The sequence below is a fragment of the Zoogloea sp. genome, assembly GCF_017302315.1.
Classification (GTDB): Bacteria; Pseudomonadota; Gammaproteobacteria; order Burkholderiales; family Rhodocyclaceae; genus Zoogloea.
The window spans coordinates 151,365-177,137 of the sequence record NZ_JAFLDT010000001.1; the positions used below are offsets into that span (position 1 = coordinate 151,365).

The following is a 25,773-nucleotide window of genomic DNA, read 5'->3' on the forward strand; positions in this document are numbered from 1 at the left end:
CCTGGACGTCAATGAGGCCACTCTCGTGGCCTCATTTTTGCGAAGAGAAGATCAGGCACGACGCCAGATCGTCCCCTGGGCCGTATCTTCAAGGGCTATCCCCTCGGCCAGCAATTCAGCGCGGATCCGGTCAGCCTCGGCAAAGTCACGCGCCTTCTTGGCAGCAATCCGTGCCTCAATCCTGGCATTGACTGAAGCGGAGTCATCGCCGGCACTTTCAGCCCCACCCTGCAGGAAGGCCGTAGGATCCTGCTCGAGCAGCCCCAACACACCCCCCAACTCCTTGAGCAGGCCGGAGGCCTCGGCTGACTGACTCCGATTTGCTTCTGCAGCCAGATCGAATAGGACGGACAGCGCCTCTGCCGTATTGAAGTCATCATCCATGGCCAACTTGAAACGCGCGGCCATGGGTAACGACCAGTCCACCACGGGCAAAGGAGCGGGCGGCACGTTGCGCAAAGCCGTGTATAGGCGCGAAAGCGCATTTCGCGCATCCACGAGATGAGCGTCAGAGTAGTTGAGCGGACTTCTATAGTGGGCGCGCAAAATGAAGAAACGGACCACTTCCGGCGCATACTCCTTGAGCACGTCACGAATAGTGAAAAAGTTGCCCAGACTCTTGGACATCTTTTCATCGTCAACACGCACAAACCCGTTGTGCATCCAGTAATTCACGAAGGAGCACTGGTGAGCCCCCTCACTCTGGGCGATCTCGTTCTCATGATGGGGAAACTGCAGGTCGGCCCCACCCCCATGAATATCGAACTGGGCGCCCAGCAATTCCGAACTCATTGCAGAGCACTCAATGTGCCACCCGGGGCGTCCAGCTCCCCAGGGTGAAGCCCACTTGACTTCCTCGGGCTCGTCGGCCCGGGCGTGCTTCCATAGTACGAAATCAAGGGGATCCTGCTTGCCGCCGGCCACCTCAACCCGTTCCCCAGCACGCAATTCATCCAGGGACTTGCCAGAAAGTTTGCCGTAACCCTCAAATTTGCGCACGGCAAAGCAGACGTCTTCATTGTCCGCCTTGTAGGCCAGGCCGTGCCCCATCAGTTCGCCAATGAGCTTCTGCATTGGCAAGACATACTCGGTCGCCCGGGGCTCATGATCAGGCCGCTGGACACCGAGTGCATCCGCATCTTCATGCATCGCGGCAATGAAACGATCGGTCAAGGCACGAATGCTCTCCCCATTCTCCCCCGCACGCTTGATGATCTTGTCATCAATGTCGGTAATATTGCGAACATACGTGACCTCATAGTCGCTCGCCCGCAGCCAGCGCACCACCATGTCGAATACCACCATCACCCGTGCATGCCCAAGATGGCAATAGTCGTACACCGTCATCCCACATACGTACATGCGGACCTTGCCTGGCTCTATGGGGATGAACCGCTCTTTCTTTCGGGAGAGGGAATTATGAATTTTCAACATGAGGAAGACTGAACTGAAACCGTGGAAAAAGGATCAAGCCAGAACGCAATCAGAAAACGGCGCAGGCCGGCCCTGAATTGCTCGGACAGCGTGAGCCCGTGCAACGAAGAAATAGGGAAGTGCTCATGGTAGGCAGCAACGCTTCTTGATAAAATGCGCAGATAGCAATCCTACCAATAACAAGCGCTGGTGCGTGCTTAGCCGTGCTTGCGGATCATACCACATGTCAAAACGAGCCCTGGTCGCCTCCCTGCTCCTCGCAAGCCTGATCTGCAGCCCCGTTCGGGCGGATCCCATCCAGGATCTCCAGACCCTTGTCAAACAGGGACAGTTTTCCCAGGCTCTCGAACGCGCCGACAGCATTCTGGCCTCCAAGCCGCGAGACGCTCAGGTTCGTTTTCTGAAAGGGGTGGTGCTGTCCGAGCTTAACCGCAGCGCCGAGGCCATCGCCGTTTTTCAGAAATTGACCGAGGATTTTCCTGAACTCCCGGAGCCTTACAACAATCTGGCCGTGCTTTACGCCCAACAGCGCCAGTACGACAAGGCTCGTATCGCTCTCGAGATGGCGATCCGCACCCATCCGAGCTACGCGACTGCCCACGAGAACCTCGGCGACATCTATGCTCGCCTGGCCAGCCAGGCCTACGACAAGGCACTCGCCCTGGACTCGTCCAACGTTGCCGCCCAGAACAAGCTCGCCCTCATTCGGGAAATGATCAGCGTCGCTGGCAAACCCGGCCGTCCAGCTGCCCCCACCCCGGTAGCGGCAGCCCCCCAGGCGAACAAGCCTGCCGCACCGCCCCCGGTAACTGTTGCGGCCGCCCCCGTGAAACCTGCTCCAGCCTCTGCAGCCACGGCACCCGCACCTGCTGCAGCCAAACCGATCGCCCCCCCAACACCCGTTGCCGTTCCTCCCACCCCGGTTATCAAGGAAGAGCCGAAAGCCGTCGCGAAACGACCCGAACCCAAAGACGATACGCCACCTCAGGCGGCCGCGATCTCCAAAGCGGTGCAGAACTGGGCTGGAGCTTGGTCCCGCAAGGATGTCAAGTCCTATTTCGGCTACTACGCGCGTGACTTTGAACCTCCGAAGGGGCTCAACCGCAAGGCTTGGGAAGAAGAGCGCACCCAGCGGCTCACCAAACCCGGCGCCATCGAAGTTGATCTTGAGAACATCAAGGTTGTCTCCGTGGCGGGGGATCGGGCTACAGTCAAGCTTCGTCAGCACTATCGCTCAGCCAACCTGTCCACCTCTTCCAACAAGACACTCAATCTCATCAATCAGGACGGCAAGTGGGTCATCCAGCAGGAGCGGGTAGGCGGTTGATGCTTCGCTTGAAGGCCGCCTTACACAGGGGGCTTGCCCTCGTCTTCGTCTGCTTCCCGCTCGTGGTATCGGCCTCTGGAGGCCTGCGGGCATCAGCGGCCGACGCCGACATGGCCCTCGGAGAAGTGATTCGTGATATCGAACACCGCAGGACGGATGACGCACTCAAGAAGGTTGATGCGCTACTGCTGCGCTACCCCAACTTTCGCCTTGCCCATCTGATCCGTGGCGACCTGCTTCTTGCCCGCACCCGACCACTGAGTGCATTTGGCGACTCGCCGGAAGCCCCCGCAGAGAAGCTCGCAGACCTTCGTGAAGAGGCAATCGCCCGTCTCAAGGCCTATCGCAACAGACCGCCTAGCAACTACGTCCCGCGCTACCTGCTGCAGATGGAGCCCGATCAAAAGTTTGCGATCGTCGTGGACACCCAGCGCTCCCGGCTCTACATTTACCAGAACGACAACGGGCGCCCCCGCTTCGTTGCAGACTACTACATTGCCCATGGCAAGTTGGGTGCGGAAAAGACCCGCGAAGGTGACAAGCGCACGCCGGTCGGCGTGTACCACGTGACGGCCAATCTGCCACGCCAGAAACTTTCGGATTTCTACGGTAGCGGCGCCTTTCCAATCAACTACCCGAACGAGTGGGACAGGCAGCAGGGCCGCAATGGCCACGGTATCTGGCTCCATGGCACGCCCAGCGACACCTACTCGCGCCCTCCCCGCGCATCCGACGGCTGCGTGGTGCTGACGAACCAGGATCTGGATACCCTTTCCGGCTATCTACAAGTCGGCTTGACCCCGGTCATCATCAGTAACACCATCGAATGGCTGAGCCTGGACGACTGGGCGAGCGAACGCACAGCACTCAACCGCGAAATAGAAGCCTGGCGGAAGGACTGGGAAAGTCGTGACGTGGATCGCTATCTGGCCCATTACTCCCGCTCCTTCCGCAACAACGAGGGCGACTATGGCCAGTGGGCGCAGCAAAAACGGCTGGTTGCAGCGGGAAAGTCCTGGGTCAAGGTCGATCTGAGCAAACTGAGCGTTTTTCGCAACCCTGGCAAGCAAGACATGATTGTCGTGACCTTCGAACAGGATTACCGCAGCAACAACCTTTCCAACGTCCTCAAGAAACGACAGTATTGGGTGAAGGAAGGTGGACGCTGGAAGATCATCTATGAAGGCTTCGCCTAAACGCGAAGCCGTTTTTTCTCACAGGACCTCCATGAAAAAAGCCCTTCTTGCAGTCGCTTTGGCCGCCAATGCCCTTATTGCTGCTGCCGCCAACCCTTTGGTCGAACTGAAGACCAGCGCGGGTAATATCGTGCTGGAACTCTATCCCGAAAAGGCGCCGAAGACCGTCGCCAACTTTCTTGACTACGTGAAGAGCGGCCATTACAACGGTTTGATCTTCCACCGGGTGATCAACGGCTTCATGATCCAGGGCGGCGGCATGAACAGCGCCATGGAAGAGAAGGCAACCCGCGCGCCGGTCGAGAACGAAGGCAAGAACGGCCTGAAGAACGACGCAGGCAGCATTGCCATGGCCCGCACCCAGAATCCACACTCGGCCACTGCCCAGTTCTTCATCAACCTTGAAGACAACCGGTCCCTCAACTACCCGTCCCCAGACGGCTGGGGCTACACCGTTTTCGGCAAGGTGACGGAAGGCATGGACGTAGTCCGCAAGATCGGCAAGGAGCCGACAACCACCCGCGGTTTCCACCGGGACGTGCCGGCCACCCCGATTCTTATCGAATCGGCCCGCCAGCTACCCGAAAAAGCTGCCAAGTAACGACCCCTTTCCAACAGGAGCACCCCATGGCTGTCAAACTCACTACTAACCACGGCGACATCGTTCTCGAGCTGGACGCCGCAAAAGCGCCCGAAACGGTAAAGAACTTTCTGGCTTACGTGGAAGCCGGTCATTACAACAACACGGTCTTCCATCGCGTCATCAACGGTTTCATGATCCAGGGTGGCGGGTTCGAGCCTGGCATGAAGCAAAAGCCCTGTGGCGAGCCGATCCAGAACGAAGCCAACAACGGCCTCAAGAATGAGGCCGGCACCATTGCCATGGCCCGGACCAACGCCCCCCACTCGGCCACGGCCCAGTTTTTCATCAACGTCGCCGACAACGATTTTCTCAACCACCGCTCCCCCGACATGCAGGGCTGGGGCTACTGCGTGTTCGGCAAGGTCAGCGAAGGCATGGATGTGGTCGAGAAGATCAAGGGTGTCAAGACCGGCACCAGCGGCTTCCATCAGGATGTTCCGAAGGAAGACGTGATCATTCAGAGCGCTGAAATCATCTAAATGGAATCACAGGGGGGCGATCGGCGCATGCAAGTTCATTTCATTTCCGACCTGCATCTCACGGTCGACCGCCCCGCACTGACCGCGGTCTTCGAGCGCTACCTCGCAGGCCCAGCCAGGAATGCCGAAGCACTCTACATACTGGGTGATCTCTACGAATACTGGGCAGGGGACGACGATCATGACGACCCCCTGAACGGAGCTCTGGCTGCACAACTGGCCACGCTTGCCGAAGGCGGCACCCGGATCCATTTCATGCCCGGAAACCGGGATTTCCTGATCGGCGCAGATTTCGCCCATCGGGCTCACCTGGAGATTCTGTCTGAACCCTCACTGATCCATCTGGGCACGCAGGCCGTACTGCTGTGTCACGGCGACAGCCTGTGCACCGATGATGTGGCTTACCAGGCGTTTCGTGGTCAGGTCCGCACACAGGCCTATCAGGCGCAGTTTCTCAGCCAGCCCCTTGCCGCCCGCAAGCAGTTCATTGCCGGCATACGCCAGAAGAGCGAAGCCGCCAAGGCAGGCAAGAGCGCCGAAATCATGGATGCCAACGAAGAGGCCGTTGCCGCCCTGCTCCGCGGGCACGGATATCCGTGCCTGATTCATGGCCACACCCATCGGCCGGCCAGGCATCAGGTCAGCGTGGACGGCCACACCTGCGAACGCTGGGTACTGGCCGACTGGAAGGAAAATGCAGGAAAGGCGAGCGGAGAAGTGCTCATCTGGGCTGACGGGATGTTCTCCCGTCAAACTCTGGAGTGAAGCGGCTCAGGCGATAAGCGCCAGACCACGGGCCAGATCGGCCTTGAGGTCATCGACCGACTCAAGCCCCACCGCAATACGCAGCAGACTCTCCCGGATCCCGGAGGCCTCACGGGCTTCAGAAGAGATACGGCCATGGGTAGTCGATGCCGGATGGGTCAGGGTTGTCTTGGTATCCCCAAGATTGGCCGTAATCGACACGATGCGCGTCGCGTCCACAACTTTCCAGGCCTCTTCCCGCCCACCGCGCACCTCGAAGCTGACAATCGCACCGCCGCTGCTCTGCTGCCGGCAAGCCAGTTCGTACTGGGGATGGGATGGCAGACCCGGATAGTACACACGGGCTACCTGCGGCTGTGCTTCGAGCCAGCTAGCCAGTTCGTGGGCGGCTGCGGACTGCGCAGTCATGCGGATACGCAAGGTTTCAAGCCCCTTGAGAATCACCCAGGCATTGAACGGAGAAATACATGGCCCCGCCGTACGCAGGAACTTGAACACCTCGTCCACCAATGCCTTGCTGCCACACACCGCACCACCCAGAACTCGCCCCTGGCCGTCCAGATACTTGGTGGCGGAGTGAATCACCAGATCAGCCCCAAGCGTGAGGGGCCTCTGCAGGGCTGGCGAGCAAAAGCAATTGTCGACCGCCAGCAACACACCTGCGTCATGGGCGATGGCGGCAACCGCTGCAATATCCACCAACTCGGTGAGCGGATTGGACGGCGATTCGACAAAGAACAGACGTGTTTTCGGCGTTACGGCGGCACGGTAGGCGTCCAGGTCCGTAGCTGACACAAAGGTCGTCTCGATGCCGAAACGGGACAGGATATTGCCGAACAGTTGCTGCGTGGCCCCGAACAGGCCGCGTGACGCCACGATGTGGTCGCCGGCACTGAGCAAGGCCATCACAGCGGACATGATCGCCGCCATACCCGATGCCGTGGCAACACACGCCTCCGCCCCCTCCAGTGCAGCCAGACGCTGCTGCATCGCCGTCACGGTCGGATTGGTGAAACGCGCGTAGACATTTCCGTCTTCCTCGCCCGAAAAACGGGCCGCAGCCTGCGCTGCGCTGTCGAACACGAAGCTGGACGTCAGATACAGCGCCTCCGAATGCTCATTGAACTGGCTTCGTTCGATGCCCGCCCTGACTGCCAGCGTATCGATGGCCAATCCATCCAATGAAGGCAGGTTCAACTTTCGCTCCGGGAAACAAGATTGAGATCCATCTGACCACCACCCTCATCATTGACCGGCTTGCCCGCAGCGTCATTGCGCTGGGTCTCCACGCCGGAAAGATATTCCTGGGTCACGTCACCAGTCACATAGCAGCCATCAAAACAGGAAGTCTCGAACACGGAGATGGCCGGATTGATGGCCTGGACGGCGAGCTTCAGGTCATTGAGATCCTGATAGATCAGGGCGTCGGCACCGATTTCAGCACAGATTTCCTCCTCGGTACGGTCACTCGCAATCAGCTCACCCTTGGTCGGCATGTCAATGCCGTACACGTTGGCGTAGCGCACCGGAGGCGCAGCGGACGCCATGAAGACCTTGCTTGCTCCCGCATCCCGGGCCATCTGGACAATCTCGCGGCTGGTGGTGCCACGCACGATGGAGTCGTCCACCAGCAGCACGTTCTTGCCCTTGAATTCCTGGTGGATCGTATTGAGCTTCTGCCGCACGGACTTACGCCGGATCGCCTGCCCGGGCATGATGAAGGTACGGCCGATGTAGCGGTTCTTGACGAAGCCTTCGCGGTAAGGAACATTCAACTGGTGTGCCATCTCCATGGCCGACGGGCGGCTGGAATCCGGGATGGGAATCACCACGTCAACTTTCAGGTGCGGCATCGTGGACCGCAGCTTGCGGGCCAGGAACTCACCCATCTTGATGCGTGCGTCGTATACCGAGATCCCGTCAATCAGCGAATCGGGACGGGCGAGATAGACAAACTCGAACATGCAGGGCGCGTGCACCGTGTGGCTGGCGCACTGACGGCTGTGGAAACGTCCTTCCGTATCAATGAGGATCGCCTCACCGGGCGCCACATCACGGACCAGCTTGAAGCCCATCACATCAAGGGCCACGCTCTCCGACGCCACCAGCCATTCTGTACCTTTGGGCGTATCGTTGCGCCCAATGACCAGCGGGCGGATGCCATACGGATCGCGGAAGGCCAACAGACCGGTACCGGATATCATTGCCACCGTGGCGTAGGCGCCACGGCAACGGCGATGAACCCCGGCGACCGCCGTGAAGACGGTCTCCTCGTCCAGACGGAAGCTCTTCGCTGCAGCCTGCAACTCGTGGGCAAGCACATTCAGCAGCACTTCCGAATCGGAATTGGTGTTGATGTGCCGCAGGTCGGAAAGGAACATCTCCCGCTTGAGCTCTTCGGAATTCGTGAGGTTGCCGTTGTGAGCCAACATCAGTCCAAAAGGCGAATTCACGTAGAAAGGCTGGGCCTCCGCAGCAGCCGACGCGGAACCTGCGGTCGGGTAGCGAACATGGGCAATCCCCCAGTTCCCGGGAAGATCTCGCATGTTGCGTGTGCGGAATACATCACGAACGAGGCCCGAAGCCTTGTGCATGTGAAACTTGCCCCCTTCCGCAGTGGCAATACCCGCTGCATCCTGCCCCCTGTGCTGAAGCACCTGCAGACCATCATAAAGAAGCTGATTGACGGGTGTCGTCGCTACTACGCCCAGAATCCCACACATTTCAAACCACCTATCGGTATCTAAGTCTATTTGACAGAAGCTCCGGGAGCCACGGTCTTGAAGCCATCACGGCAGTTTCAAGGGGGGCAGACAACTGGGACGCCTGCCACCAGGCTTCCTTGGCGAAGCCGCCAATTCCAACGAACAAGGCAACCGCAAAAATGATCAAGCCCCCACGCAACAACCCGAAACACGCGCCAAGAAAGCGGTCTGCCACCCCCAGGCCGGCTGCACGAATCAGCTCGCTCAACAGCCAACGCGCCAGTGCAATCGATATCAACACCGCAAAAAACACGATCAGGAATGCAGCAACTCCCTGCAACACAGGCTCTTTGACCCATGTCGCCGCAAGGGGCTGAACGTCACCGGCGAACATCCTCGCCGCCACGAAAGCCAGAATCCAGGCTCCAAGGGCCACGATCTCGGAAAGCAGGCCACGCCAGAAGCCCAGCAAAGCCGACAATCCCAGCAGGCCCAGAAGGGTGTAGTCGAAACCGTTCAAGAGACAGACGACTCAGGGTTTGGCCGCTACAGAGGCCTGGACACCAAGAATCTTGCTGATCCGCGCTGCCGCCTTGTCGGCCGCGGCCTTGTTCGGAAACGGACCAGCCCTGACCCGCACCTTGTCACCCAGCGGCTCGGTATACGAAGCGTATCCCTCTGCCTTCAACTTGGCACGAAGCCCGCTAACGTTGCCCGCCTCGCGGTAGGCCCCAAGCATCACCACATGTGGCGCATCTGCGCCGCCAGGCTTGGGCGTACCGCCCGCCAGCAGCGCCTTGGCACGCGCAGCTTCCGCTTTTTCCCTTTCCCGCTCCTTCTCCCGTTCCCGCTCTTTCTCCTTTTCCTTCAACCGTGCCGCCTCGATCTTCGGGTCAGGCTTGGGGGTTTCGGGGCGAGCATCTGCCCTGGATGGGTCTGGCTTGCGAGGGGGAGGAATGAGCTCCTCACCGGGCTTGAAAACAGGACTTTCCAGCTCAGGCTCCGCCTTCGGACGAAGGGGCTCCTCGGCAACCGGTGGTGCCGTCTCTTCCGCCACCGCACCAGCAACCGGGTGGGCGGGTGCGGGCCCCTTCCCGGTAATCACGCGGGAAGTGAAATTGCTCCCTTCCTGCCCGGGGATTCGTATCTGGACATCCTGAAGGGGGGTACGCGGCTCGTGATCCATCACCATCGGAAGCACGATGGCTGCCGCGAGAGCGAGCGCCGCGGATCCGACAAGGCGTCTGCGGGCACGCTTTTTAAGGTCGACCTGGGAATCGTTTTCCGCCATCTTGCCGCTATATCAATTACTGGGCTTTCCGGGCGGCAAGCACATCTGCCACGGTCAGGAATGAGCCAAAGACTACGATTCTATCACCCTCGGCCGCCCGCTCACGCGTGTGAGCGTAAGCCTCTCGCGGCGAGGCGCACTCACGGATGTCACCGCCAGCACCGCACTCCCTGAGGATCGCCGCCAGTGCGTCCGCACCCAAGCCCCGAGGCCCAGGCAAACTCGCAACCATCCAGTGATCAACCCGATCTTTCAACAAGCGGATCACGCCAGCCACATCCTTGTCGGCGAGCATTCCCATCACCGCCCAAGTCTCCGGGAAGAAGCCCATGCTGGCCAGGTTTTCGCTCAAGACACCTGCTGCCTGTGGGTTGTGAGCCACGTCGAGGACGACCGTGGGGCGACCCGGCAAAACCTGGAAACGCCCCGGAAGATCAACAAGCATGAAACCCTGCCGCACCGCCTGCATCGGCACAGGAAGGACGTCACGCAAGGCCTCACAGACAGCCATCACCGCGGCAGCATTCAGCAGCTGATTGGTACCACGCAGTGCGGGATAGGCCAGCCCCCCCCGCCTGCTACCTCCGGCAATCCAGAAAGCCCATTGATTCTGGTCCCCGGAAAAGCCAAAGTCCCGCCCACTCACCCACAAGTTCGCGCCAATTGCCTCCGCATGCGCGACAAGGGATGCTGGCGGCATGGGGTCACTACAGATGGCCGGCCGGCCACCGCGGAAGATCCCGGCCTTCTCGAACCCAATGGCCTCACGGGTATCGCCGAGGAAGTCCATGTGGTCCATGGCAACACTGGTGACAATGGCACAGTCGGGTTCGAAGACATTGACCGCATCAAGGCGCCCGCCCAACCCCACTTCCAGGATGACTGCATCCAGCCCGGAGCGACTGAACGCCACCCATGCGGCCAGAGTCCCATGCTCGAAATAGGTCAGGGGTATCTCACCCCGGGCACGCTCAACCTCGCCGAAAGCATCCACAAGAAGTGCATCGGGCGCATCGCGACCGTCAATGCGGACCCGCTCGTTGTAACGCAGCAGATGCGGGGACGTATACACACCAACCCGATAGCCAGCTGCAAGCAGCACGGACTCAAGCAGGGCACAGGTTGATCCCTTTCCGTTCGTCCCACCCACCGTGATCACCGGGCAGGTTTGAGGAAGCTGCAGGGCATCCCGGACCGCCCTAACACGATCAAGCCCAAGCTGAATGGTCTGGGCATGACGCGCCTCAAGGACGTTCAACCATCCATCGAGAGTCTCTGGTAGCTGCATGTTCAAGACGCGGTGGCAACAGAGGCCTGGCGAGTCAGCAAGGTGATGAGTTCGGCCAAGCGGTCTCGCAGATCCCTGCGATCAATGATCATATCCAGCGCCCCCTTCTCAAGCAGGAACTCCGAGCGCTGGAATCCGGAAGGAAGCGTCTCCCTCACGGTCTGTTCGATGACCCGCGGCCCTGCAAAACCGATCAGGGCACCGGGCTCACCGATCACCAGGTCACCCATGAAGGCGAAACTTGCCGAAACCCCGCCCATGGTCGGATCGGTCAGCAAGGTGATGAAGGGCAACCGACGCTCCGCGAGCCGTGTGATGGCTGCGGTCGTCTTTGCCATCTGCATAAGCGAAAACAAGCCCTCCTGCATGCGCGCACCACCCGTGGCAGTCACACAGATAAAGGGCAGGCGCTGCTCAAGCGCAGCCTTCACACCTCGAACGAAACGCTCGCCGACCACCGAGCCCATGGATCCGCCCAGAAACTCAAACTCGAAGCAGGCCACAACCACCGGGACCGTCTTGATCGCCCCCTGCACCACCACGAGCGCGTCTGCTTCACCCGTATCCTCGTTGGCTGCAGCAAGACGATCCGGATACCGCTTGGAATCCTTGAACTTGAGGGGATCGACCGGCACCACCTCAGCACCGATTTCGAAACGCCCTTCGGAGTCGAGCAGGACATCAATGCGCTGACGCGCCCGAATCCGCTGATGATGCCCACACTTGGGGCAGACGTTGAGATTGCTTTCGAGGTCCGAACGATACAGCACGGCCTCACAGGCCGGACACTTGCTCCACAAGCCCTCTGGAATGGACTTGCGTGCAGACGGCGTCTCGCGCTTGATCTTCGGCGGCAGCAGTTTCTTCAGCCAGCTCATGGGTGCCCCCCTGCAGCGTCGATGGCATGCCGGATACCCCGCAGAAAGGCCTCCACTTTGGCCGGAGCATCTTCGGAAGTACTGCCCTCGATTTCCTCAATGATCCGACTACCGATCACCACAGCGTCGGCCAACGCAGCAATCTTCGCCGCCGTTGCGCCATCGCGGATACCGAAACCGACCCCGACAGGCATGCCTACACGCTGACGAATCGCCGGAATACGACGGGCGACCTCGTCCAGATCCAGCGCAGCGGAACCCGTGACACCCTTGAGCGAGACATAGTAGATGTAGCCGCTGCCCACCGCAGCCACATCATCGAAACGCTGCTCGGTGGATGTGGGAGCAAGCAGAAAAACCGGGTCGAGGCCTGAAGCCCTGCATATCTCGGCGAAATCCCGGCATTCCTCTGGGGGATAGTCCACCACCAGGACCCCATCCGCCCCCGCCTCAGCACTGGCCCTGGCAAAGCGCTCGGCCCCCATGGCTTCGATGGGGTTGGCGTAGCCCATGAGCACAACAGGCGTCTGATCCCCCGTCGCCCGGAAGCTGCGCACAATATCAAGCACCTTGCGCATGCTCATGCCGGCCGCCAAGGCACGCTCGGAGGCACGCTGGATGGTGGGGCCATCGGCCATGGGATCGGAAAAGGGCACACCAAGCTCAATGATGTCTGCCCCGCCGGCCACGAGTGCCTTCATCAGGGGCAGGGTCATTTCGGGAGCTGGATCACCAGCGGTGATAAAGGGAATCAGCGCCTTGCGCCCTTCGCTCTCAAGCCGCTTGAAAGTCTGTTGAATTCTGGACATGGATGGCTATCAATGGTCTGCGGCCCCATCCGGAAACCCGGAAGGGGCCGCGAAAATCAGAACTGGATGCCGGACTTCTCGGCAACGGTGTGCATGTCCTTGTCGCCACGACCGGACAGATTCACCAGCAGGATCTTGTCCTTGGGGAGCGTCGGGGCAAGCTTGGCGGCATAAGCCAAGGCATGGGATGACTCAAGTGCCGGGATGATACCCTCGAAACGGCACAGATCATGAAAGGCCTGGAGCGCCTCAGCATCGGTGATCCCGACGTACTCAGCGCGCTGGATGTCCTTCAGCCATGCATGCTCGGGGCCCACGCCGGGATAGTCGAGGCCCGCGGAGATCGAGTGCGTCTCGATGATCTGGCCATCCTCGTCCTGCAGCAGATAAGTACGGTTTCCATGCAGGACTCCGGGCCGGCCCGCCGACAGGGATGCCGCATGCTGGCCCGTCTCGATCCCGCTACCTGCCGCTTCGACGCCCACCAGGCGTACATCCCCGTGGCCAATGTAAGGATGGAAGATCCCCATCGCATTGGAGCCGCCACCGACGCAGGCAATCACATAATCCGGCTGACAACCGGTCATGTCGGGCATCTGCTCGATACACTCCTTGCCGATCACGGACTGAAAGTCCCTGACCATCATGGGGTAAGGGTGCGGACCTGCCACCGTGCCGATAATGTAGAAGGTGTCATTGATGTTGGTGACCCAGTCACGCATGGCCTCATTGAGGGCGTCCTTGAGGGTCTTCGAGCCGCTCTCTACCGGCACCACGGTCGCACCCAGCAGTTTCATCCGATACACGTTCGCCGCCTGACGACGGACGTCCTCGGAGCCCATATAGACCACGCACTTCATGCCATAACGCGCTGCCACGGTGGCCGTCGCAACGCCATGCTGACCGGCGCCGGTCTCGGCAATTACGCGCGGCTTCCCCATCCTGCGGGCAAGCATGGCCTGACCAATACAGTTGTTAACCTTGTGGGCGCCTGTGTGATTCAGGTCTTCACGTTTCAGGTAGATCTGGGCTCCGCCAAGGAGGCCGGACCAGCGCTTGGCATGGTAAATCGGGCTCGGACGCCCGACATAATGCTTGAGTTCGTACTCGAACTCCGCCACGAAGGCCGGATCACGCTGGGCCTCTTCGTAAGCCTCGCGCAGCTCGGTCAGGGCCGGAATCAATGTCTCGGCGACAAAGATACCGCCGTAGGGACCAAAGTGTCCTCGCGCATCGGGAAGATCGTAGGGGGCATCAGCCATGTGCATTTTGAACTCCGGCAACAAACTCGGTGATCCGGGCGGCATCTTTGATTCCCTTGGCGGCTTCAACACCGCTGGACACGTCCACCGCCCAGGGCCGGACACGCCTGATTGCCTCAGCCACATTACCGGCATGCAGGCCACCGGACAGAATCAAGGGCAAGGGCAGCACGGAAGGAATCAGCGACCAGTCAAAGGTCTCGCCGCCACCACCATAACCTTCGACAAAAGCGTCGAGGAGCAATCCCTGGGCGCTCGCAAAGGAAGCCGCGTATTTTAACAGATCAATCCCTTGCCGCATCCGTGCCGCCTTGATGTAAGGCAGACCGTACCCGAGACAATCGGGTTCCATCTCATCCCCGTGAAACTGAAGTAATTGTAGAGGAACCGCGTCCAGCACCCGTGCCACCTCCTCCCGCGATGGGTTCACGAACAACCCAACCGCAGTCACGAATGGCGGCAGCAAACGAGCGAGCACCGCAGCACGAGTAGGCGTAACGTACCGTGGACTCGGGGGATAGAAGACAAAACCAATGGCGTCGGCACCGGCATTCACAGCGGCACGGACATCATCCTCGCGGGTAAGACCACAGATCTTGATTCGGGTGCGATGCACGGCGATCACGTCACAAGGAGTTGCGGAGGCGCGATGATACGCCCCCCATCGGGCAGCGGCCACCGCTCCGGGTACTCGACGCCACAAAGGTAAAGACCATCAGGGGCAAACGTTGGAGCCGCCAGACTACGCTGGCGAGCAGCGAGAAGCTCCGCCATCCACGTCACTGGATAACGCCCCTTGCCGACATACACCAGCGAGCCGACAAGATTGCGGATCATGTGATGAAGAAAGGCGTTGGCGTGGAAGTCAAACACGATCACTTCACCAAACCGCTTCACCGAAACACTGTGCATATGGCGCACGGGAGACTTGGCTTGGCACTGGGCAGCCCGAAAGGAGGTGAAATCATGCACCCCGAGAAGACACTGCGCCGCCTCGTTCATCGCCACGGCATTGAGCAGACCATGGGCCCAGCCAACCCTCCCTTCGAGCACTCCAGGCCGTACTCGGCGATTCAGCAGCACGTACCGGTAGTGACGGGACGTGGCACTGAAGCGGGCATGAAAGTCGTCGTCCACCACCACGGCCCAGAGCACACCAACACTCGCTGGTGCGTGACTGTTGACGCCCCGCACCCACGCCTCAAGCGGCCGGTCAGCGGATGTATCGAAATGGGCCACCTGTGTGGTCGCATGTACCCCCGTATCTGTCCGACCTGCACAGACGAGCTTGACCGACTCACCTGCAATCGTGGCAAGTGCCGCTTCCAGTACGTCCTGCACGGTCCGCCCGTGAGGCTGTGTCTGCCACCCCTCAAACGCGCTCCCTGCATACTCGACACCTATCGCCACCCTCACCGAAAAATCCCCCACACCCCGAGCAAGATCACCGTGCCCACAGCCACCCAGTCCCACCAGGCCATTGCAACACGCTGCAGCACCAAGACCTCGCCAATCAGATCCGAGTGAGCGACAAGCAACGCCCTCCACCCCCCCGGCGGTGATGCTTCAGCGTAACGAAAGACAAGCAGCAGACGAACAGCCAGACGCTCGGAGCACACCCCAAGAAAGGTCAGAGGTCTTGCCAAGGTAGCGATCCCCGAAACCAGTGAGGTCTCATTGGAAAATTCGAGGAGGATCGCAACCAGCAACACCACTGCCAGCAGTCGCCACGCGTGAGTCAGCGCAAGAGCCAAGCCCTCAACACTCGGACCTGTCTGTCCAAGCGCAGGCAAGATTGCCTCGCCCGGAGTGAAAAAGCCGAAAAGCACGAGCAAAGCCAGAAGAAGATAACGGATGCGACGAACCAGTACCCAGGCGCGTCTGCCGGCAAACACGAACGCCACCGCCCCAATGAAAAGCCCGAAACCCCACAACAAAGGGCCTCGGGCCGACTGCACCAAGACAACCAACGCCCCCCAGACAATCAGTCGGGTCGCTGGATGAAAATCAGGCATCTATCGCCGTACTATAAAGTTCCTCTAGAACTCAGGAGAGGCGGGCAAGGATGACTCGAGCCTCATCTTTCTGGCGACCCGAACCTTCGCGCAAGACCTCCTCGACCAACTCGCGGGCACCATCCTTGTCACCCATTTCTTCATAGGCGCGCGCCAACTCCAGTTTTGTAGCAACCTCCTGCTGCAGATCAAGATCAAGCGGCGGCTCGGTCGGCGGGCCGGCATCCGGCATCTCCTGCGGCATTGAAGCCGAAGCCTTCAGATCAAGGTCGATGTTTGCCAGATCCGCCACCTGTGTAAAGGCAGTCGACGGAGCCGGACTGGCAGTGGATTTCTCGTCAAGCTCGAAGTCAAAATCAAGCAAGCTGCTGTCAAAACTGGTCTTCTCGAGATCAACAGTGGCCGCATCAACAGGCATCCTGAGGGCGTCATCAGCGAGCGTCGCTGTGAGATCAACGTCGACCGTCGCATCGGGACCAGGAGCGGCTTGCCTTTCGCCAAACTCGGAACTTATCTCGAAATCCAGATCGCTGGGATCAGGAAGACTGAAATCTTCGGCAAGCCGCTGCGGTCGGGTGGAGGTTTCCTCGAAACTCCGAGCCATTGCATCACCCGCAACCAGCGTCGCTCCAGCCCCTGGTGACACTGCGGAGGTCGTGTCGATGTCAAGCCCAAGATCAAAATCAAGCCCGCTGCTCAAGGTACCGCCTACAGGTGACGCCGTGACGGTAGAGGCATGGACGTCCGAATTCAGATCGAGATCGAAGTCGAGAACCGAAGTGTCCGGAATACCCGTTGAAAGCCCCTGCACCGGTGCCGGAGAGACCGCCCGCTCAATATCCTCAAGACTTGCATACTGATTAAGCTCGCCAGGCAAGGCCCAGGTGTCTTTCAGCTGCGACGGAGATTCCAGCGGATCGTCGGACACCGCAGCAGTTGCCATGAAATCTGCCGTCGGACTGGGAGCAGACTCCCTGGCAGCCGGGCGCGCCTGCCCTGCCTGGACAAAACCGGTCTCTCCCGCTGCGACAGCCGCCGCACCACTCATTGCAGCAGATCTTGCCACGGGGGCGACCTGAGCAACAGATCCGACTGCGGGGATTCGATACAGCGGGCTCTCGGGATCAAACTTTCTGCCAAGGGAGGCTGCCTTCTCCCAGTCGGGACCATTGCCACCGGTCAGCGAATACAACTCGGTGGCTGTCGTCTCAAACTGCTTGAGATTCTTCCTTTGAGCATAGATCTCCAGCAACTTGAGATGCACCCCGGTGCGCCCCGGATCGGTTTTCAGTGCATCAAGCAAAATTTCCTCGGCCTGGGCATCACGCCCATAGGCCATATACACATCGGCCTCGGCCACCGGATCCACACCCTCATCCGTATCAATGGACGAAAGGCCTGACTGGCTGAAGTCAGTCTGAATTTGACTGGTGCTGCCGGTATCGACGCTCTGACCGCCCGCGCTACCGAATACCGAATTGGATCCGTCACCAAACTCCGAAAGCGCAGGAGTCGTTGTCGGTGCCCCGCCCGCGGAACGGCGCTGATAGACCTTATAGCCACCCCAGCCAAGCAAGAGGGCCAGAATCCCGCCGCCACCCAACAGCAGGGACATGTCTTCCGGTGCGCTGGCCTGAACCGAAGGAGCCTTTGGCGGCTCCGGTGCAGGTTTGGGCTCGGCAACGACTTGCGGCGCGGGCTTGACCTCGGGTACAGGCTCCTGAGGCTTGGGCGCTTCCTGAGCCACCGCAGGCGCTGGCGTCTGAACCTGCGGCGCCGGCTCGGCGACCGGAGGCGCAGTGACAGGCGCATCAACTCGGGCCGGCTCCGGCTGTGCCTGTGCCATACCCTGGCTCTTGAGCTCAACCAGACGCTGAAGCTCCTTGATGCTCTTCTCGAGCTCCGCCAGACGAGTATTCGCCTCTCGCAAGGCCTTGTCGCGGGAGACAAGATCTTCTTCCAGCGCCTGTAAGCGGGCGACCGACTTCTCATTGCCAGCTGTCGAACCGGCCTTCAACCCCTCTTCGCTCTTGGAGACCTTTAGCTGGTCAGCTACACCGGCGGCGGCCGGAGCCCGGTCCTCGACCTTCGCGCCAATCCGCCCACTGCTGCCTTGCTGGGCGGGCGCCTCCTTAGCAGGCATGCCCGCGGCCTGCTCGGCAAGCTTCTGACGGTAGCGGCCAAAATCCGACGAATGGGCGACAACCTGCGGCCTGGGCGCCCCCCCTGCGAGCTGCCTGGCACTCTCGGCATCGGGGATACGGAGAATCTTGCCTGCCTGAAGACGATTCATGTTGTCCGCATCAAAGGCCGAACGATTGCCCTGAAACAGGGCAAGGAGCATCTGCTCCATCGATACACCTTCAGGGCGATTTTCGGCAGCAATGCGATTCAGCGTATCACCGGGCTGCACCATATACGTACGCCCTGCTCCGCCAGATGCCGCGGGAGCACGGGCGACCCTCGCCACGGTCGGTCGCTTGGCAGATGCAGCAAAACCACTGCTTGAAACCCCTGGGCGCATTTCCGGAGAGGCAACAGGTGGTGCAGCCACCCGACTCGAACCCAGATCGGGCGGATCAAGCAGGAAAGTGTATTCGCGGATCAGCCGGCCAGCAGACCAGTTGAGTTCAACAAGCATGTCCACGAAGGGTTCGTTGATCGGACGCTCACTGGTGACCCGCACCACCGCCCCCCCACCTCTGCGCTCAATGGACATGCGCAAGCCACTGACCGATGGTACGAAATCGATACCTGCCTGCCTGAATGCTTCAGCAGAGGCGAGTCGCGCGGTCATGTTTTGAAGTTCTTCAGGCGTGGCGGAAATATCCACTTCCGCACGAAGAGGCTGTCCGAGTCCGCTGAGAACGGTGATGCGTCCGAGACCGGCAGCATTGGCGCCGAAAGACAGGGCGCTGATGGATGCTGCAATCAGGGTGCGTTTGAGCCGGCTTTTCACGAGGTTCTTGGGCACGAAGGCTTGTCGTCGAAATCGAGTTGCTGATGAACATAACATCATGGGTTTGGTGAGGCAAGTTCAAGCCATGTTTGAACTTGCCTCACACCTGCGACCCACGGAAAAAAGGCGGCCAAGGCCGCCTTTTCGACTCAGTCCTCCAGGAGGACGCGCAACATGCGGCGCAGAGGCTCCGCAGCCCCCCACAGCAACTGGTCACCCACAGTGAAGGCGGACAGGTATTCACCGCCCATGGCCAGCTTGCGCAGGCGACCAACCGGAACGGTCAGGGTGCCGGTGACGGCCGTCGGGGTCAGCTCACGCATGGTGATATCGCGCTGATTGGGCACGACCTTGACCCAGTCGTTGGCAGTGGCAAGCAGGCCTTCAATTTCATCGATCGGGATGTCCTTGCGCAGCTTCAGGGTCAGCGCCTGGCTGTGGCAACGCATCGCACCGATACGCACACACAGACCATCAATGGGCACCGCCGGCGAACCGAAGCCTTCACCACGACCCAGAATCTTGTTGGTTTCAACACCGCCCTTCCACTCTTCCTTGGACTGGCCGTTGCCCAGATCCTTGTCGATCCAGGGGATCAGGGAGCCAGCCAGGGGCACGCCAAAGTTGGAGGCCGGGAAGGCATCGTCACGCATCGTGCCGGCAACTTCGCGGTCGATGTCGAGAATCGCCGAAGCGGGGTCGTCCAGCAGTTCCTTGACGGAGCGGTTCAACTCGCCCATCTGGGACAAGAGCTCGCGCATGTTCTGGGCACCGGCCCCGGAAGCAGCCTGGTAGGTCATGGAGGTTGCCCATTCGACCAGATCGCGCTGAAACAGGCCACCGAGCGCCATCAGCATAAGGGACACGGTACAGTTGCCGCCAATCCAGTCACGGCCGCCCTTGGCCAGGGAATCCTTGATGACATTGAGGTTGACCGGATCAAGGATGATCACAGCCTTCGGGTCCATCCGCAGGGCGGACGCAGCGTCGATCCAGTGACCATTCCACCCGGCAGCGCGCAGCTTGGGGTACACCTCGTTGGTGTAGTCACCGCCCTGACAGGTGATGACAATGTCCATCGACTTGAGCGCCTCGACGTCCTTGGCATCCTTCAGGGCAGGGGCTTCCTTGCCGAAATTGGGCGCCTTACCCCCCGGGTTGGAGGTGGTGAAGAACACCGGCTCGATCAGTGCAAAGTCGTTCTCTTCGCGCATGCGCTGCATCAGCACGGAACCAACCATGCCACGCCAGCCAACCAGACCTACTCTTTTCATTTTGATCCCCGATCAGACTTGATATGTTTTTATTGAGTGCTTACAGCGCAGCGATGACTGCGTCGCCCATTTCCCTGGTGCCAACACGACGGGTGCCGGCTTCGTAGATGTCGCCGGTCCGGTAGCCCGCAGCCAGCACCTTCTTCACCGCATTCTCGATGCGCACGGCAGGCGCCTCGAGACTGAAGGTATAGCGCAGCATCATCGCAGCCGACAGGATGGTGGCGAGCGGATTGGCCAGGCCCTTGCCGGCGATGTCCGGCGCGGAACCATGGCTGGGCTCATAGAGGCCCTTGTTGTTGGCGTCGAGGGACGCGGACGGCAGCATGCCGATGGAGCCGGTGAGCATGGAGGCTTCATCGGAGAGGATGTCACCGAACATGTTTCCGGTCACCATCACGTCAAACTGCTTGGGCGCACGCACCAGCTGCATGGCGGCGTTATCCACCAGCATGTGGGACAACTCCACATCCGGATAGTCGGCCGACAGTTCGATCATCACGTCACGCCAAAGCTGGGTGCATTCGAGAACGTTCATCTTGTCCACCGAGCAGAGCTTCTTGCCACGCTTGCGGGCAGCCTCGAAGGCAACCTTGCCGATGCGACGGATTTCGGACTCGGCGTACACCATGGTGTTGAAACCGACGCGCTCTCCGCCCTCCTCGCGAATGCCGCGGGGCTGGCCAAAGTAGATGTCACCGGTCAGCTCGCGGACGATCAGGATGTCCAAACCCGCGACGATCTCCGGCTTCAAGGTGGAGGCATTGGCCAGCTCCGGGTAGAGGATGGCCGGGCGCAGGTTGGCAAACAGGCTGAGTTCCTTGCGGATCGCCAGCAAGCCACGCTCGGGACGCTGCTCACGGGGCAGGTTGTCCCACTGGGGGCCACCGACGGCGCCGAGCAGGATTGCATCTGCAGCCTTGGCCAGCTTGCTGGTGGCCTCCGGATAGGGGGTGCCCGTGGCATCCACGGCACAGCCACCGATCAGAGCCGTCTCAGCTTCAAAGCTGAAACCGTCGCCGCGCAGGGCATCGAGCACGCGCAGGGCCTGTTCCATGATTTCAGGGCCGATGCCGTCTCCGGGCAGAACACAGATCTTCATTTTGTCTTTCTGTTTTTGGTTGTATGACGCCGACCCGAGGGACGGCACTCAATCAGGCAAACAGCCACGGCTGCTCGATGCGACGGCGAGCCTCAAACTCGCGGATCCTGTCTGCATGGCGCAGGGTCAGACCGATGTCGTCCCAGCCATTGAGCAGGCATTCACGGCGGAACGGATCCACACTGAAAGGAATGACCTTGCCGTCGGGACGGGTGACGGTCTGGGTCTCCAGATCCACGTTCAGCCGGTAGCCGCTTGCGCCAAGGCACTGAGCGAACAGGGCATCGACTTCGGCGGCATCGAGTTTGATGGGCAGCAGACCGTTCTTGAAGCAGTTGTTGAAGAAGATGTCGGCAAAGCTCGGCCCGATGATGACGCGAAAGCCAAAGTCCTCAAGGGCCCAGGGCGCGTGCTCGCGGGAGCTGCCACAACCGAAGTTGTCCCGGGTGAGCAGGATCTGGGCGCCCTGATAACGTGCCTGATTGAGCACGAAATCGGGATTCCTGGGACGACCCGAGTTGTCCTGGCCCGGCTGCCCGACATCCAGATAACGCCACTCGTCGAAAAGGTTGGGGCCGAAGCCGCTACGCTTGATCGACTTGAGGAACTGCTTGGGGATGATCGCGTCGGTGTCCACGTTGGCACGATCCATCGGCGCCACCAGAGCATCGAGTTTACGGAAGGGATTCATTTACTTGGCTACCTTCTGGATGGCTTCACCACCCTTTTCAATATCCTTGCCCAGACCTTGGACGGTATTGCACCCCGCCAGGATCAGCAACGCAAACACACCGGCCATGGCCGTCAATCTATGCATTTGGGTCCCCTTTTCGCTCAGGCCAGCTCACGCACGTCGGCAAAACGGCCAGCGATCGCCGCTGCAGCGGCCATGGCCGGACTGACCAGATGCGTCCGTCCGCCCGCGCCCTGTCGTCCTTCAAAGTTGCGATTCGAGGTGGACGCACAGCGCTCGCCCGGCTCAAGCCGATCCGCATTCATGGCCAGGCACATGGAGCACCCCGGCTCACGCCACTCGAAGCCTGCGGCGATGAAGATCTTGTCGAGGCCTTCGGCCTCCGCCTGGCGCTTGACCAGACCGGAGCCCGGCACGACCAAGGCCAGCTTGACGTTGGCGGCCTTGTGACGCCCGCGGGCCACGAAGGCCGCGGCGCGCAGATCTTCAATGCGCGAGTTGGTACAGGAGCCGATGAAGACCTTGTCGATGGTGATCGTATTGATCGGTGTCCGCGGATTGAGGCCCATGTACTGGAGAGCCCGCTCCATGCCTTCGCGCTTGACCGGATCCTTTTCAAGAGTCGGGTCGGGCACACAGTCATCAATGGCGGCCACCATCTCGGGCGACGTCCCCCAGGTAACCTGGGGCTTGATCACAGCGGCGTCCAGCTCGACCACCGCATCAAAAACAGCGCCGTCGTCGGAATGCAGGGTGCGCCAATAGGCAACCGCCCGGTCCCACTGGTCGCCACGGGGTGAGAAGGGACGATCCTTTAGGTAGGCCACTGTCTGGTCATCCACGGCAACCAGGCCGGCACGGGCACCCGCCTCAATGGCCATGTTACAGATCGTCATCCGCCCTTCCATGGAGAGGCTGCGTATGGCGCTGCCCCCGAATTCAATGGCGTAGCCCGTGCCGCCGGCCGTGCCGATGCGACCGATGATGGCAAGCACCACGTCCTTTGCCGTGACACCGGCACCGAGCTGTCCATCCACTCGGACCAGCATGGTCTTCGATTTCTTCTGCAGCAGACACTGGGTGGCCATCACATGTTCGACTTCGGACGTCCCGATGCCGTGGGCCAGACAGGCGAAAGCGCCGTGCGTCGATGTGTGGGAATCGCCGCACACCACGGTCATCCCCGGCAGGGTGGCGCCGTTTTCAGGCCCGATGACGTGCACAATGCCCTGCCGCTCATCCTTGAAAGGAAAGTAGGCCAGCGCACCGACTTCACGGATGTTGCTGTCGAGCGTTTCGACCTGCTGGCGGGAAACCGGATCCTGGATACCCATTTCCCAGTGATCAGTGGGCGTATTGTGGTCTGCCGTCGCGACGATGGAGTCGACACGCCAAGGCTTGCGGCCGGCCAGCTTAAGTCCTTCAAAGGCTTGCGGACTGGTGACTTCATGAACGAGATGGCGGTCAATGTAGATCAGCGCGGTGCCGTCATCTTCGACGTGCACCACGTGACTCGACCACAGTTTTTCGTAAAGCGTTTGCGCTTGCATGGGCGAAGGACGGGTAAGGGCAGAAAAACTTCAATTATTTCACAGGCTTTGCGTGCTGAGTAGCTTGCTCGTAGAGCGGCATCACACGGGCTGCGTACTGGGCGAGATCTTTCTGGCGGCTCTGGTTTGACGGATGGGTGGACAGCCACTGGGGCGGCTGACCACTATTGGCCTTCGCCATCTTCTGCCACAGCGTGATTGCAGCCCGGGGGTCATAGCCTCCCCGGGCTGCGAGTTCGACGCCGATACGGTCTGCCTCGATCTCATGCTCACGGCTGTTGGGCAGCTCGAAAGTCACCTTGGCGACGGATCCGATCAGATCCGTCCCCGCCTGCCCCACCCCGAGCGCCGCGCCCAGCACGCTGACCCCGATATTGGTCACCACCGCCTGGGATGCCCGCTCGCGAGCGTGCTCCCTGAGGGCGTGGGCGATCTCGTGCCCCATGATCGCCGCAATCTCGTCGTCACTCAGATCAAGCTTCTCGATGATGCCGGAGTAGAAGGCGATCTTCCCGCCGGCCATGCACCAGGCGTTTAGCTCGTTCGATGTCAATACATTGACCTCCCAGCGCCACTGGGGTGCATCCGGCCGGAAGGCCCCTGTTACGGGTATCAGGCGGCTTGCCACGCCACGCACCCGCGCAACCTGCTCCTTGTCCCGGTTCAGGGCATTCTTTTGCCCCGCCTGCTGGAGGATCTTCTGGTATGTCTGCGAGGACGCTCTTTCCATCTCCCCGGACGACACCATCATCATCTGCCTGCGCTCGATGCCGACCGCACCCGTATGCGTCGTATTGACGGTCTGGCAGGCACTCACTACTGCTGCCGCCACGATCACCGGGAGCACGTCCTGCAACCAGTCAAAAGCCGATTTCATAGTCCTTTCCGTCCACCCTGAAGATCAGGGGAGCCAAGCTGAGCAGGCCCCCCGTCTTTCCACCACCCGAGCAGCACCATCAAACCCGCAAAGGCAAACAAGGAGCCCAGCGAATAGGTCCACTCGGGGCCTACCGATTCCCAAGTGTAGCCGCTGACGAGCCCGCCGATCATGCCCCCTGCCCCAAACGAAATACTGCCGTAGAGCGCCTGCCCGCGGGCTTGATGTTGAGCACCAAACCAGCGATTCACAGCAGCAACTGCTGCGGCGTGATAGGCGCCGAATGTTGCACCATGGAGCACTTGGGCAAATACGAGCACGGCAACGGACTCCGCCCCCCAGCCTATCAGCACGAAGCGAAGCACCGCTGCAACAAAGCTGAAGATCATCAGGCCACGCAAGGAATACGCTCTCAGTATCTGGGGCATTGCCATAAACACCGCGATCTCCGCAATCACACCCAGTGTCCACATCCACCCGATGAGGGACTTGCTGTACCCATGGGCGACCAAATGCAGCGAGTAGAAAACATACAGGGCGCCGTGGGCAGCGGACATGAAGAAGCAGGCCGCCAGCAGCCCCGCCACTTCGGGTCGACGGAGTATCTCCCCCAGGGCCACCGGCCTTGGCGGCGCGCCTGGACGCCCCGCCTCGGGAATCAGCATGGCGCAGAACGCGATACCGGCCAGGAGGACCAGCGTAATCCAGAGCAAGGCCCGCACCGGCAGGCCATCCAGTAGGTAGCCAAGGCCCAGGACTGCCAGCACGAAGCCGATCGAACCCCAGACCCGGATGTTTCCGTAGCGGCTGGCCTGCCCACCCAGATGGGAGAAGGTCAGCGTCTCGACCAACGGAAGCGCTGCGCTCCAGAAGAACGACAGAAAAGCCATGCTGAGGAAGAGGCCGACGTAGGCGTCGGTCACGAGAAAGCCGGCGAAACCTGCCATCGACAATACCGCGGAGAGGCGCACGATGGGCGTACGCACGCCCAACCGGTCGGCCAGCCAGCCCCACAAGGTGGGGGCAAGCATGCGCATCACGGACATCAGCGACATCAGCAGCGCAATCTGTGCCGCGGAGACGCCTATGGACTGAAGATACAGGCCAAAATACGGGGAGAAGGCACCAATGAAGGCGAAGTAGAAGAAGTAGTAGCCGGACAGGCGCCAGTAGGGAATCATCGGCGCGATTCTACCCGGGCCTACCATGAAAAAGAGCGCCCGCA

25 protein-coding genes are annotated in these 25,773 nt (G+C 60.5%); 5 read left to right on the top strand and 20 right to left on the bottom strand.

Annotated features, from left to right (window positions below; translation table 11 throughout):
- Positions 1-51: 51 nt before the first annotated feature.
- Complete coding sequence (gene cysS / locus J0L98_RS00630) at positions 52-1,434, bottom strand: cysteine--tRNA ligase (protein WP_296409338.1); 1,383 nt, start codon at positions 1,432-1,434, stop codon at positions 52-54.
- A gap of 223 nt (positions 1,435-1,657) precedes the next feature.
- Here cysS and J0L98_RS00635 point away from each other — a divergent pair, with 223 nt between their 5' ends.
- From J0L98_RS00635 to J0L98_RS00655, 5 genes are read left to right on the top strand one after another with little or no spacing between them, the layout of a single operon-like run.
- The gene (locus J0L98_RS00635) at positions 1,658-2,761 is read left to right on the top strand and encodes a tetratricopeptide repeat protein (protein WP_296409340.1); all 1,104 of its coding nucleotides are present in this window, start codon (positions 1,658-1,660) and stop codon (positions 2,759-2,761) included.
- Positions 2,761-3,957 (top strand): L,D-transpeptidase family protein, encoded by a 1,197-nt coding sequence (locus tag J0L98_RS00640; protein ID WP_296409342.1) that lies wholly within the window; start codon positions 2,761-2,763, stop codon positions 3,955-3,957. The genes J0L98_RS00635 and J0L98_RS00640 overlap by 1 nt, the downstream gene beginning before the upstream one ends.
- A 31-nt stretch (positions 3,958-3,988) precedes the next feature.
- Positions 3,989-4,558, top strand: a complete 570-nt coding sequence (locus J0L98_RS00645) for a peptidylprolyl isomerase (protein WP_296409344.1) — start codon at positions 3,989-3,991, stop codon at positions 4,556-4,558.
- 26 nt (positions 4,559-4,584) lie between these two features.
- Positions 4,585-5,079, top strand: a complete 495-nt coding sequence (locus tag J0L98_RS00650; RefSeq protein WP_296409346.1) for a peptidylprolyl isomerase — start codon at positions 4,585-4,587, stop codon at positions 5,077-5,079.
- Between the two features lie 27 nt (positions 5,080-5,106).
- Complete coding sequence (locus J0L98_RS00655) at positions 5,107-5,844, top strand: UDP-2,3-diacylglucosamine diphosphatase (protein WP_296409348.1); 738 nt, start codon at positions 5,107-5,109, stop codon at positions 5,842-5,844.
- A gap of 6 nt (positions 5,845-5,850) precedes the next feature.
- Here the strand turns inward: J0L98_RS00655 and J0L98_RS00660 are convergent, their stop codons facing one another.
- The 19 genes from J0L98_RS00660 to J0L98_RS00750 form a co-directional block, all read right to left on the bottom strand.
- Positions 5,851-7,035: an O-succinylhomoserine sulfhydrylase gene (locus J0L98_RS00660; protein ID WP_365953963.1), complete on the bottom strand. Its 1,185-nt coding sequence runs from the start codon at positions 7,033-7,035 to the stop codon at positions 5,851-5,853.
- 2 nt (positions 7,036-7,037) lie between these two features.
- Positions 7,038-8,567, bottom strand: a complete 1,530-nt coding sequence (gene purF, locus J0L98_RS00665) for an amidophosphoribosyltransferase (protein WP_296402085.1) — start codon at positions 8,565-8,567, stop codon at positions 7,038-7,040.
- Between the two features lie 10 nt (positions 8,568-8,577).
- Positions 8,578-9,069 (bottom strand): CvpA family protein, encoded by a 492-nt coding sequence (locus J0L98_RS00670; RefSeq protein WP_296409352.1) that lies wholly within the window; start codon positions 9,067-9,069, stop codon positions 8,578-8,580.
- 12 nt (positions 9,070-9,081) lie between these two features.
- Positions 9,082-9,840: an SPOR domain-containing protein gene (locus J0L98_RS00675; protein WP_296409353.1), complete on the bottom strand. Its 759-nt coding sequence runs from the start codon at positions 9,838-9,840 to the stop codon at positions 9,082-9,084.
- 16 nt (positions 9,841-9,856) lie between these two features.
- Entirely contained in the window at positions 9,857-11,128 is a 1,272-nt protein-coding gene (gene folC / locus J0L98_RS00680) for a bifunctional tetrahydrofolate synthase/dihydrofolate synthase (RefSeq protein ID WP_296409354.1), read from the bottom strand.
- A gap of 2 nt (positions 11,129-11,130) precedes the next feature.
- Positions 11,131-12,006 carry an acetyl-CoA carboxylase, carboxyltransferase subunit beta gene (accD, locus tag J0L98_RS00685; RefSeq protein ID WP_296409356.1) on the bottom strand — a complete coding sequence of 292 codons (876 nt, stop codon included), beginning with the start codon at positions 12,004-12,006 and terminating at the stop codon, positions 11,131-11,133.
- Entirely contained in the window at positions 12,003-12,815 is an 813-nt protein-coding gene (trpA, locus tag J0L98_RS00690; protein WP_296409359.1) for a tryptophan synthase subunit alpha, read from the bottom strand. The genes accD and trpA overlap by 4 nt, the downstream gene beginning before the upstream one ends.
- 56 nt (positions 12,816-12,871) lie before the next feature.
- Positions 12,872-14,083, bottom strand: coding sequence for a tryptophan synthase subunit beta (trpB, locus tag J0L98_RS00695; RefSeq protein WP_296409361.1), 1,212 nt, complete (start codon positions 14,081-14,083; stop codon positions 12,872-12,874).
- Entirely contained in the window at positions 14,070-14,693 is a 624-nt protein-coding gene (locus J0L98_RS00700; protein ID WP_296409419.1) for a phosphoribosylanthranilate isomerase, read from the bottom strand. Before J0L98_RS00700 ends, trpB begins: the two co-directional genes overlap by 14 nt.
- 5 nt (positions 14,694-14,698) lie before the next feature.
- Positions 14,699-15,493, bottom strand: coding sequence for a tRNA pseudouridine(38-40) synthase TruA (truA, locus tag J0L98_RS00705; RefSeq protein ID WP_296409420.1), 795 nt, complete (start codon positions 15,491-15,493; stop codon positions 14,699-14,701).
- The gene (locus J0L98_RS00710) at positions 15,490-16,092 is read right to left on the bottom strand and encodes a CbiQ family ECF transporter T component (RefSeq protein ID WP_296409363.1); all 603 of its coding nucleotides are present in this window, start codon (positions 16,090-16,092) and stop codon (positions 15,490-15,492) included. The genes truA and J0L98_RS00710 overlap by 4 nt, the downstream gene beginning before the upstream one ends.
- Positions 16,093-16,123: 31 nt before the next feature.
- Entirely contained in the window at positions 16,124-19,111 is a 2,988-nt protein-coding gene (locus tag J0L98_RS00715; RefSeq protein WP_296409365.1) for a FimV/HubP family polar landmark protein, read from the bottom strand.
- A gap of 89 nt (positions 19,112-19,200) precedes the next feature.
- Positions 19,201-20,325 (bottom strand): aspartate-semialdehyde dehydrogenase, encoded by a 1,125-nt coding sequence (asd, locus tag J0L98_RS00720; protein WP_296409367.1) that lies wholly within the window; start codon positions 20,323-20,325, stop codon positions 19,201-19,203.
- Positions 20,326-20,365: 40 nt separating this feature from the next.
- Positions 20,366-21,427 (bottom strand): 3-isopropylmalate dehydrogenase, encoded by a 1,062-nt coding sequence (gene leuB / locus J0L98_RS00725; protein WP_296409368.1) that lies wholly within the window; start codon positions 21,425-21,427, stop codon positions 20,366-20,368.
- A 52-nt stretch (positions 21,428-21,479) separates the two neighbouring features.
- Positions 21,480-22,118, bottom strand: coding sequence for a 3-isopropylmalate dehydratase small subunit (gene leuD / locus J0L98_RS00730; protein WP_296409369.1), 639 nt, complete (start codon positions 22,116-22,118; stop codon positions 21,480-21,482).
- Positions 22,119-22,244, bottom strand: a complete 126-nt coding sequence (locus J0L98_RS00735) for an entericidin A/B family lipoprotein (RefSeq protein ID WP_296402072.1) — start codon at positions 22,242-22,244, stop codon at positions 22,119-22,121. It lies immediately after the preceding gene.
- A 17-nt stretch (positions 22,245-22,261) separates the two neighbouring features.
- Positions 22,262-23,671: a 3-isopropylmalate dehydratase large subunit gene (gene leuC, locus J0L98_RS00740; RefSeq protein ID WP_296409371.1), complete on the bottom strand. Its 1,410-nt coding sequence runs from the start codon at positions 23,669-23,671 to the stop codon at positions 22,262-22,264.
- Positions 23,672-23,705: 34 nt separating this feature from the next.
- Positions 23,706-24,548 carry a M48 family metallopeptidase gene (locus J0L98_RS00745; protein WP_296409372.1) on the bottom strand — a complete coding sequence of 281 codons (843 nt, stop codon included), beginning with the start codon at positions 24,546-24,548 and terminating at the stop codon, positions 23,706-23,708.
- Positions 24,545-25,729 carry an MFS transporter gene (locus tag J0L98_RS00750; RefSeq protein WP_296409373.1) on the bottom strand — a complete coding sequence of 395 codons (1,185 nt, stop codon included), beginning with the start codon at positions 25,727-25,729 and terminating at the stop codon, positions 24,545-24,547. The genes J0L98_RS00745 and J0L98_RS00750 overlap by 4 nt, the downstream gene beginning before the upstream one ends.
- Positions 25,730-25,773: the final 44 nt, after the last annotated feature.

Coding starts and splice junctions, on each gene's coding strand:
- cysS (WP_296409338.1), bottom strand. CDS start 1,434: ATGTTGAAAATTCATAATTCCCTCTCCCGAAAGAAAGAGCGGTTCATC.
- J0L98_RS00635 (WP_296409340.1), top strand. CDS start 1,658: ATGTCAAAACGAGCCCTGGTCGCCTCCCTGCTCCTCGCAAGCCTGATC.
- J0L98_RS00640 (WP_296409342.1), top strand. CDS start 2,761: ATGCTTCGCTTGAAGGCCGCCTTACACAGGGGGCTTGCCCTCGTCTTC.
- J0L98_RS00645 (WP_296409344.1), top strand. CDS start 3,989: ATGAAAAAAGCCCTTCTTGCAGTCGCTTTGGCCGCCAATGCCCTTATT.
- J0L98_RS00650 (WP_296409346.1), top strand. CDS start 4,585: ATGGCTGTCAAACTCACTACTAACCACGGCGACATCGTTCTCGAGCTG.
- J0L98_RS00655 (WP_296409348.1), top strand. CDS start 5,107: ATGCAAGTTCATTTCATTTCCGACCTGCATCTCACGGTCGACCGCCCC.
- purF (WP_296402085.1), bottom strand. CDS start 8,567: ATGTGTGGGATTCTGGGCGTAGTAGCGACGACACCCGTCAATCAGCTT.
- J0L98_RS00675 (WP_296409353.1), bottom strand. CDS start 9,840: ATGGCGGAAAACGATTCCCAGGTCGACCTTAAAAAGCGTGCCCGCAGA.
- folC (WP_296409354.1), bottom strand. CDS start 11,128: ATGCAGCTACCAGAGACTCTCGATGGATGGTTGAACGTCCTTGAGGCG.
- accD (WP_296409356.1), bottom strand. CDS start 12,006: ATGAGCTGGCTGAAGAAACTGCTGCCGCCGAAGATCAAGCGCGAGACG.
- trpA (WP_296409359.1), bottom strand. CDS start 12,815: ATGTCCAGAATTCAACAGACTTTCAAGCGGCTTGAGAGCGAAGGGCGC.
- trpB (WP_296409361.1), bottom strand. CDS start 14,083: ATGCACATGGCTGATGCCCCCTACGATCTTCCCGATGCGCGAGGACAC.
- J0L98_RS00710 (WP_296409363.1), bottom strand. CDS start 16,092: ATGCCTGATTTTCATCCAGCGACCCGACTGATTGTCTGGGGGGCGTTG.
- J0L98_RS00715 (WP_296409365.1), bottom strand. CDS start 19,111: ATGATGTTATGTTCATCAGCAACTCGATTTCGACGACAAGCCTTCGTG.
- asd (WP_296409367.1), bottom strand. CDS start 20,325: ATGAAAAGAGTAGGTCTGGTTGGCTGGCGTGGCATGGTTGGTTCCGTG.
- leuB (WP_296409368.1), bottom strand. CDS start 21,427: ATGAAGATCTGTGTTCTGCCCGGAGACGGCATCGGCCCTGAAATCATG.
- leuD (WP_296409369.1), bottom strand. CDS start 22,118: ATGAATCCCTTCCGTAAACTCGATGCTCTGGTGGCGCCGATGGATCGT.
- J0L98_RS00735 (WP_296402072.1), bottom strand. CDS start 22,244: ATGCATAGATTGACGGCCATGGCCGGTGTGTTTGCGTTGCTGATCCTG.
- leuC (WP_296409371.1), bottom strand. CDS start 23,671: ATGCAAGCGCAAACGCTTTACGAAAAACTGTGGTCGAGTCACGTGGTG.
- J0L98_RS00745 (WP_296409372.1), bottom strand. CDS start 24,548: ATGAAATCGGCTTTTGACTGGTTGCAGGACGTGCTCCCGGTGATCGTG.
- J0L98_RS00750 (WP_296409373.1), bottom strand. CDS start 25,729: ATGATTCCCTACTGGCGCCTGTCCGGCTACTACTTCTTCTACTTCGCC.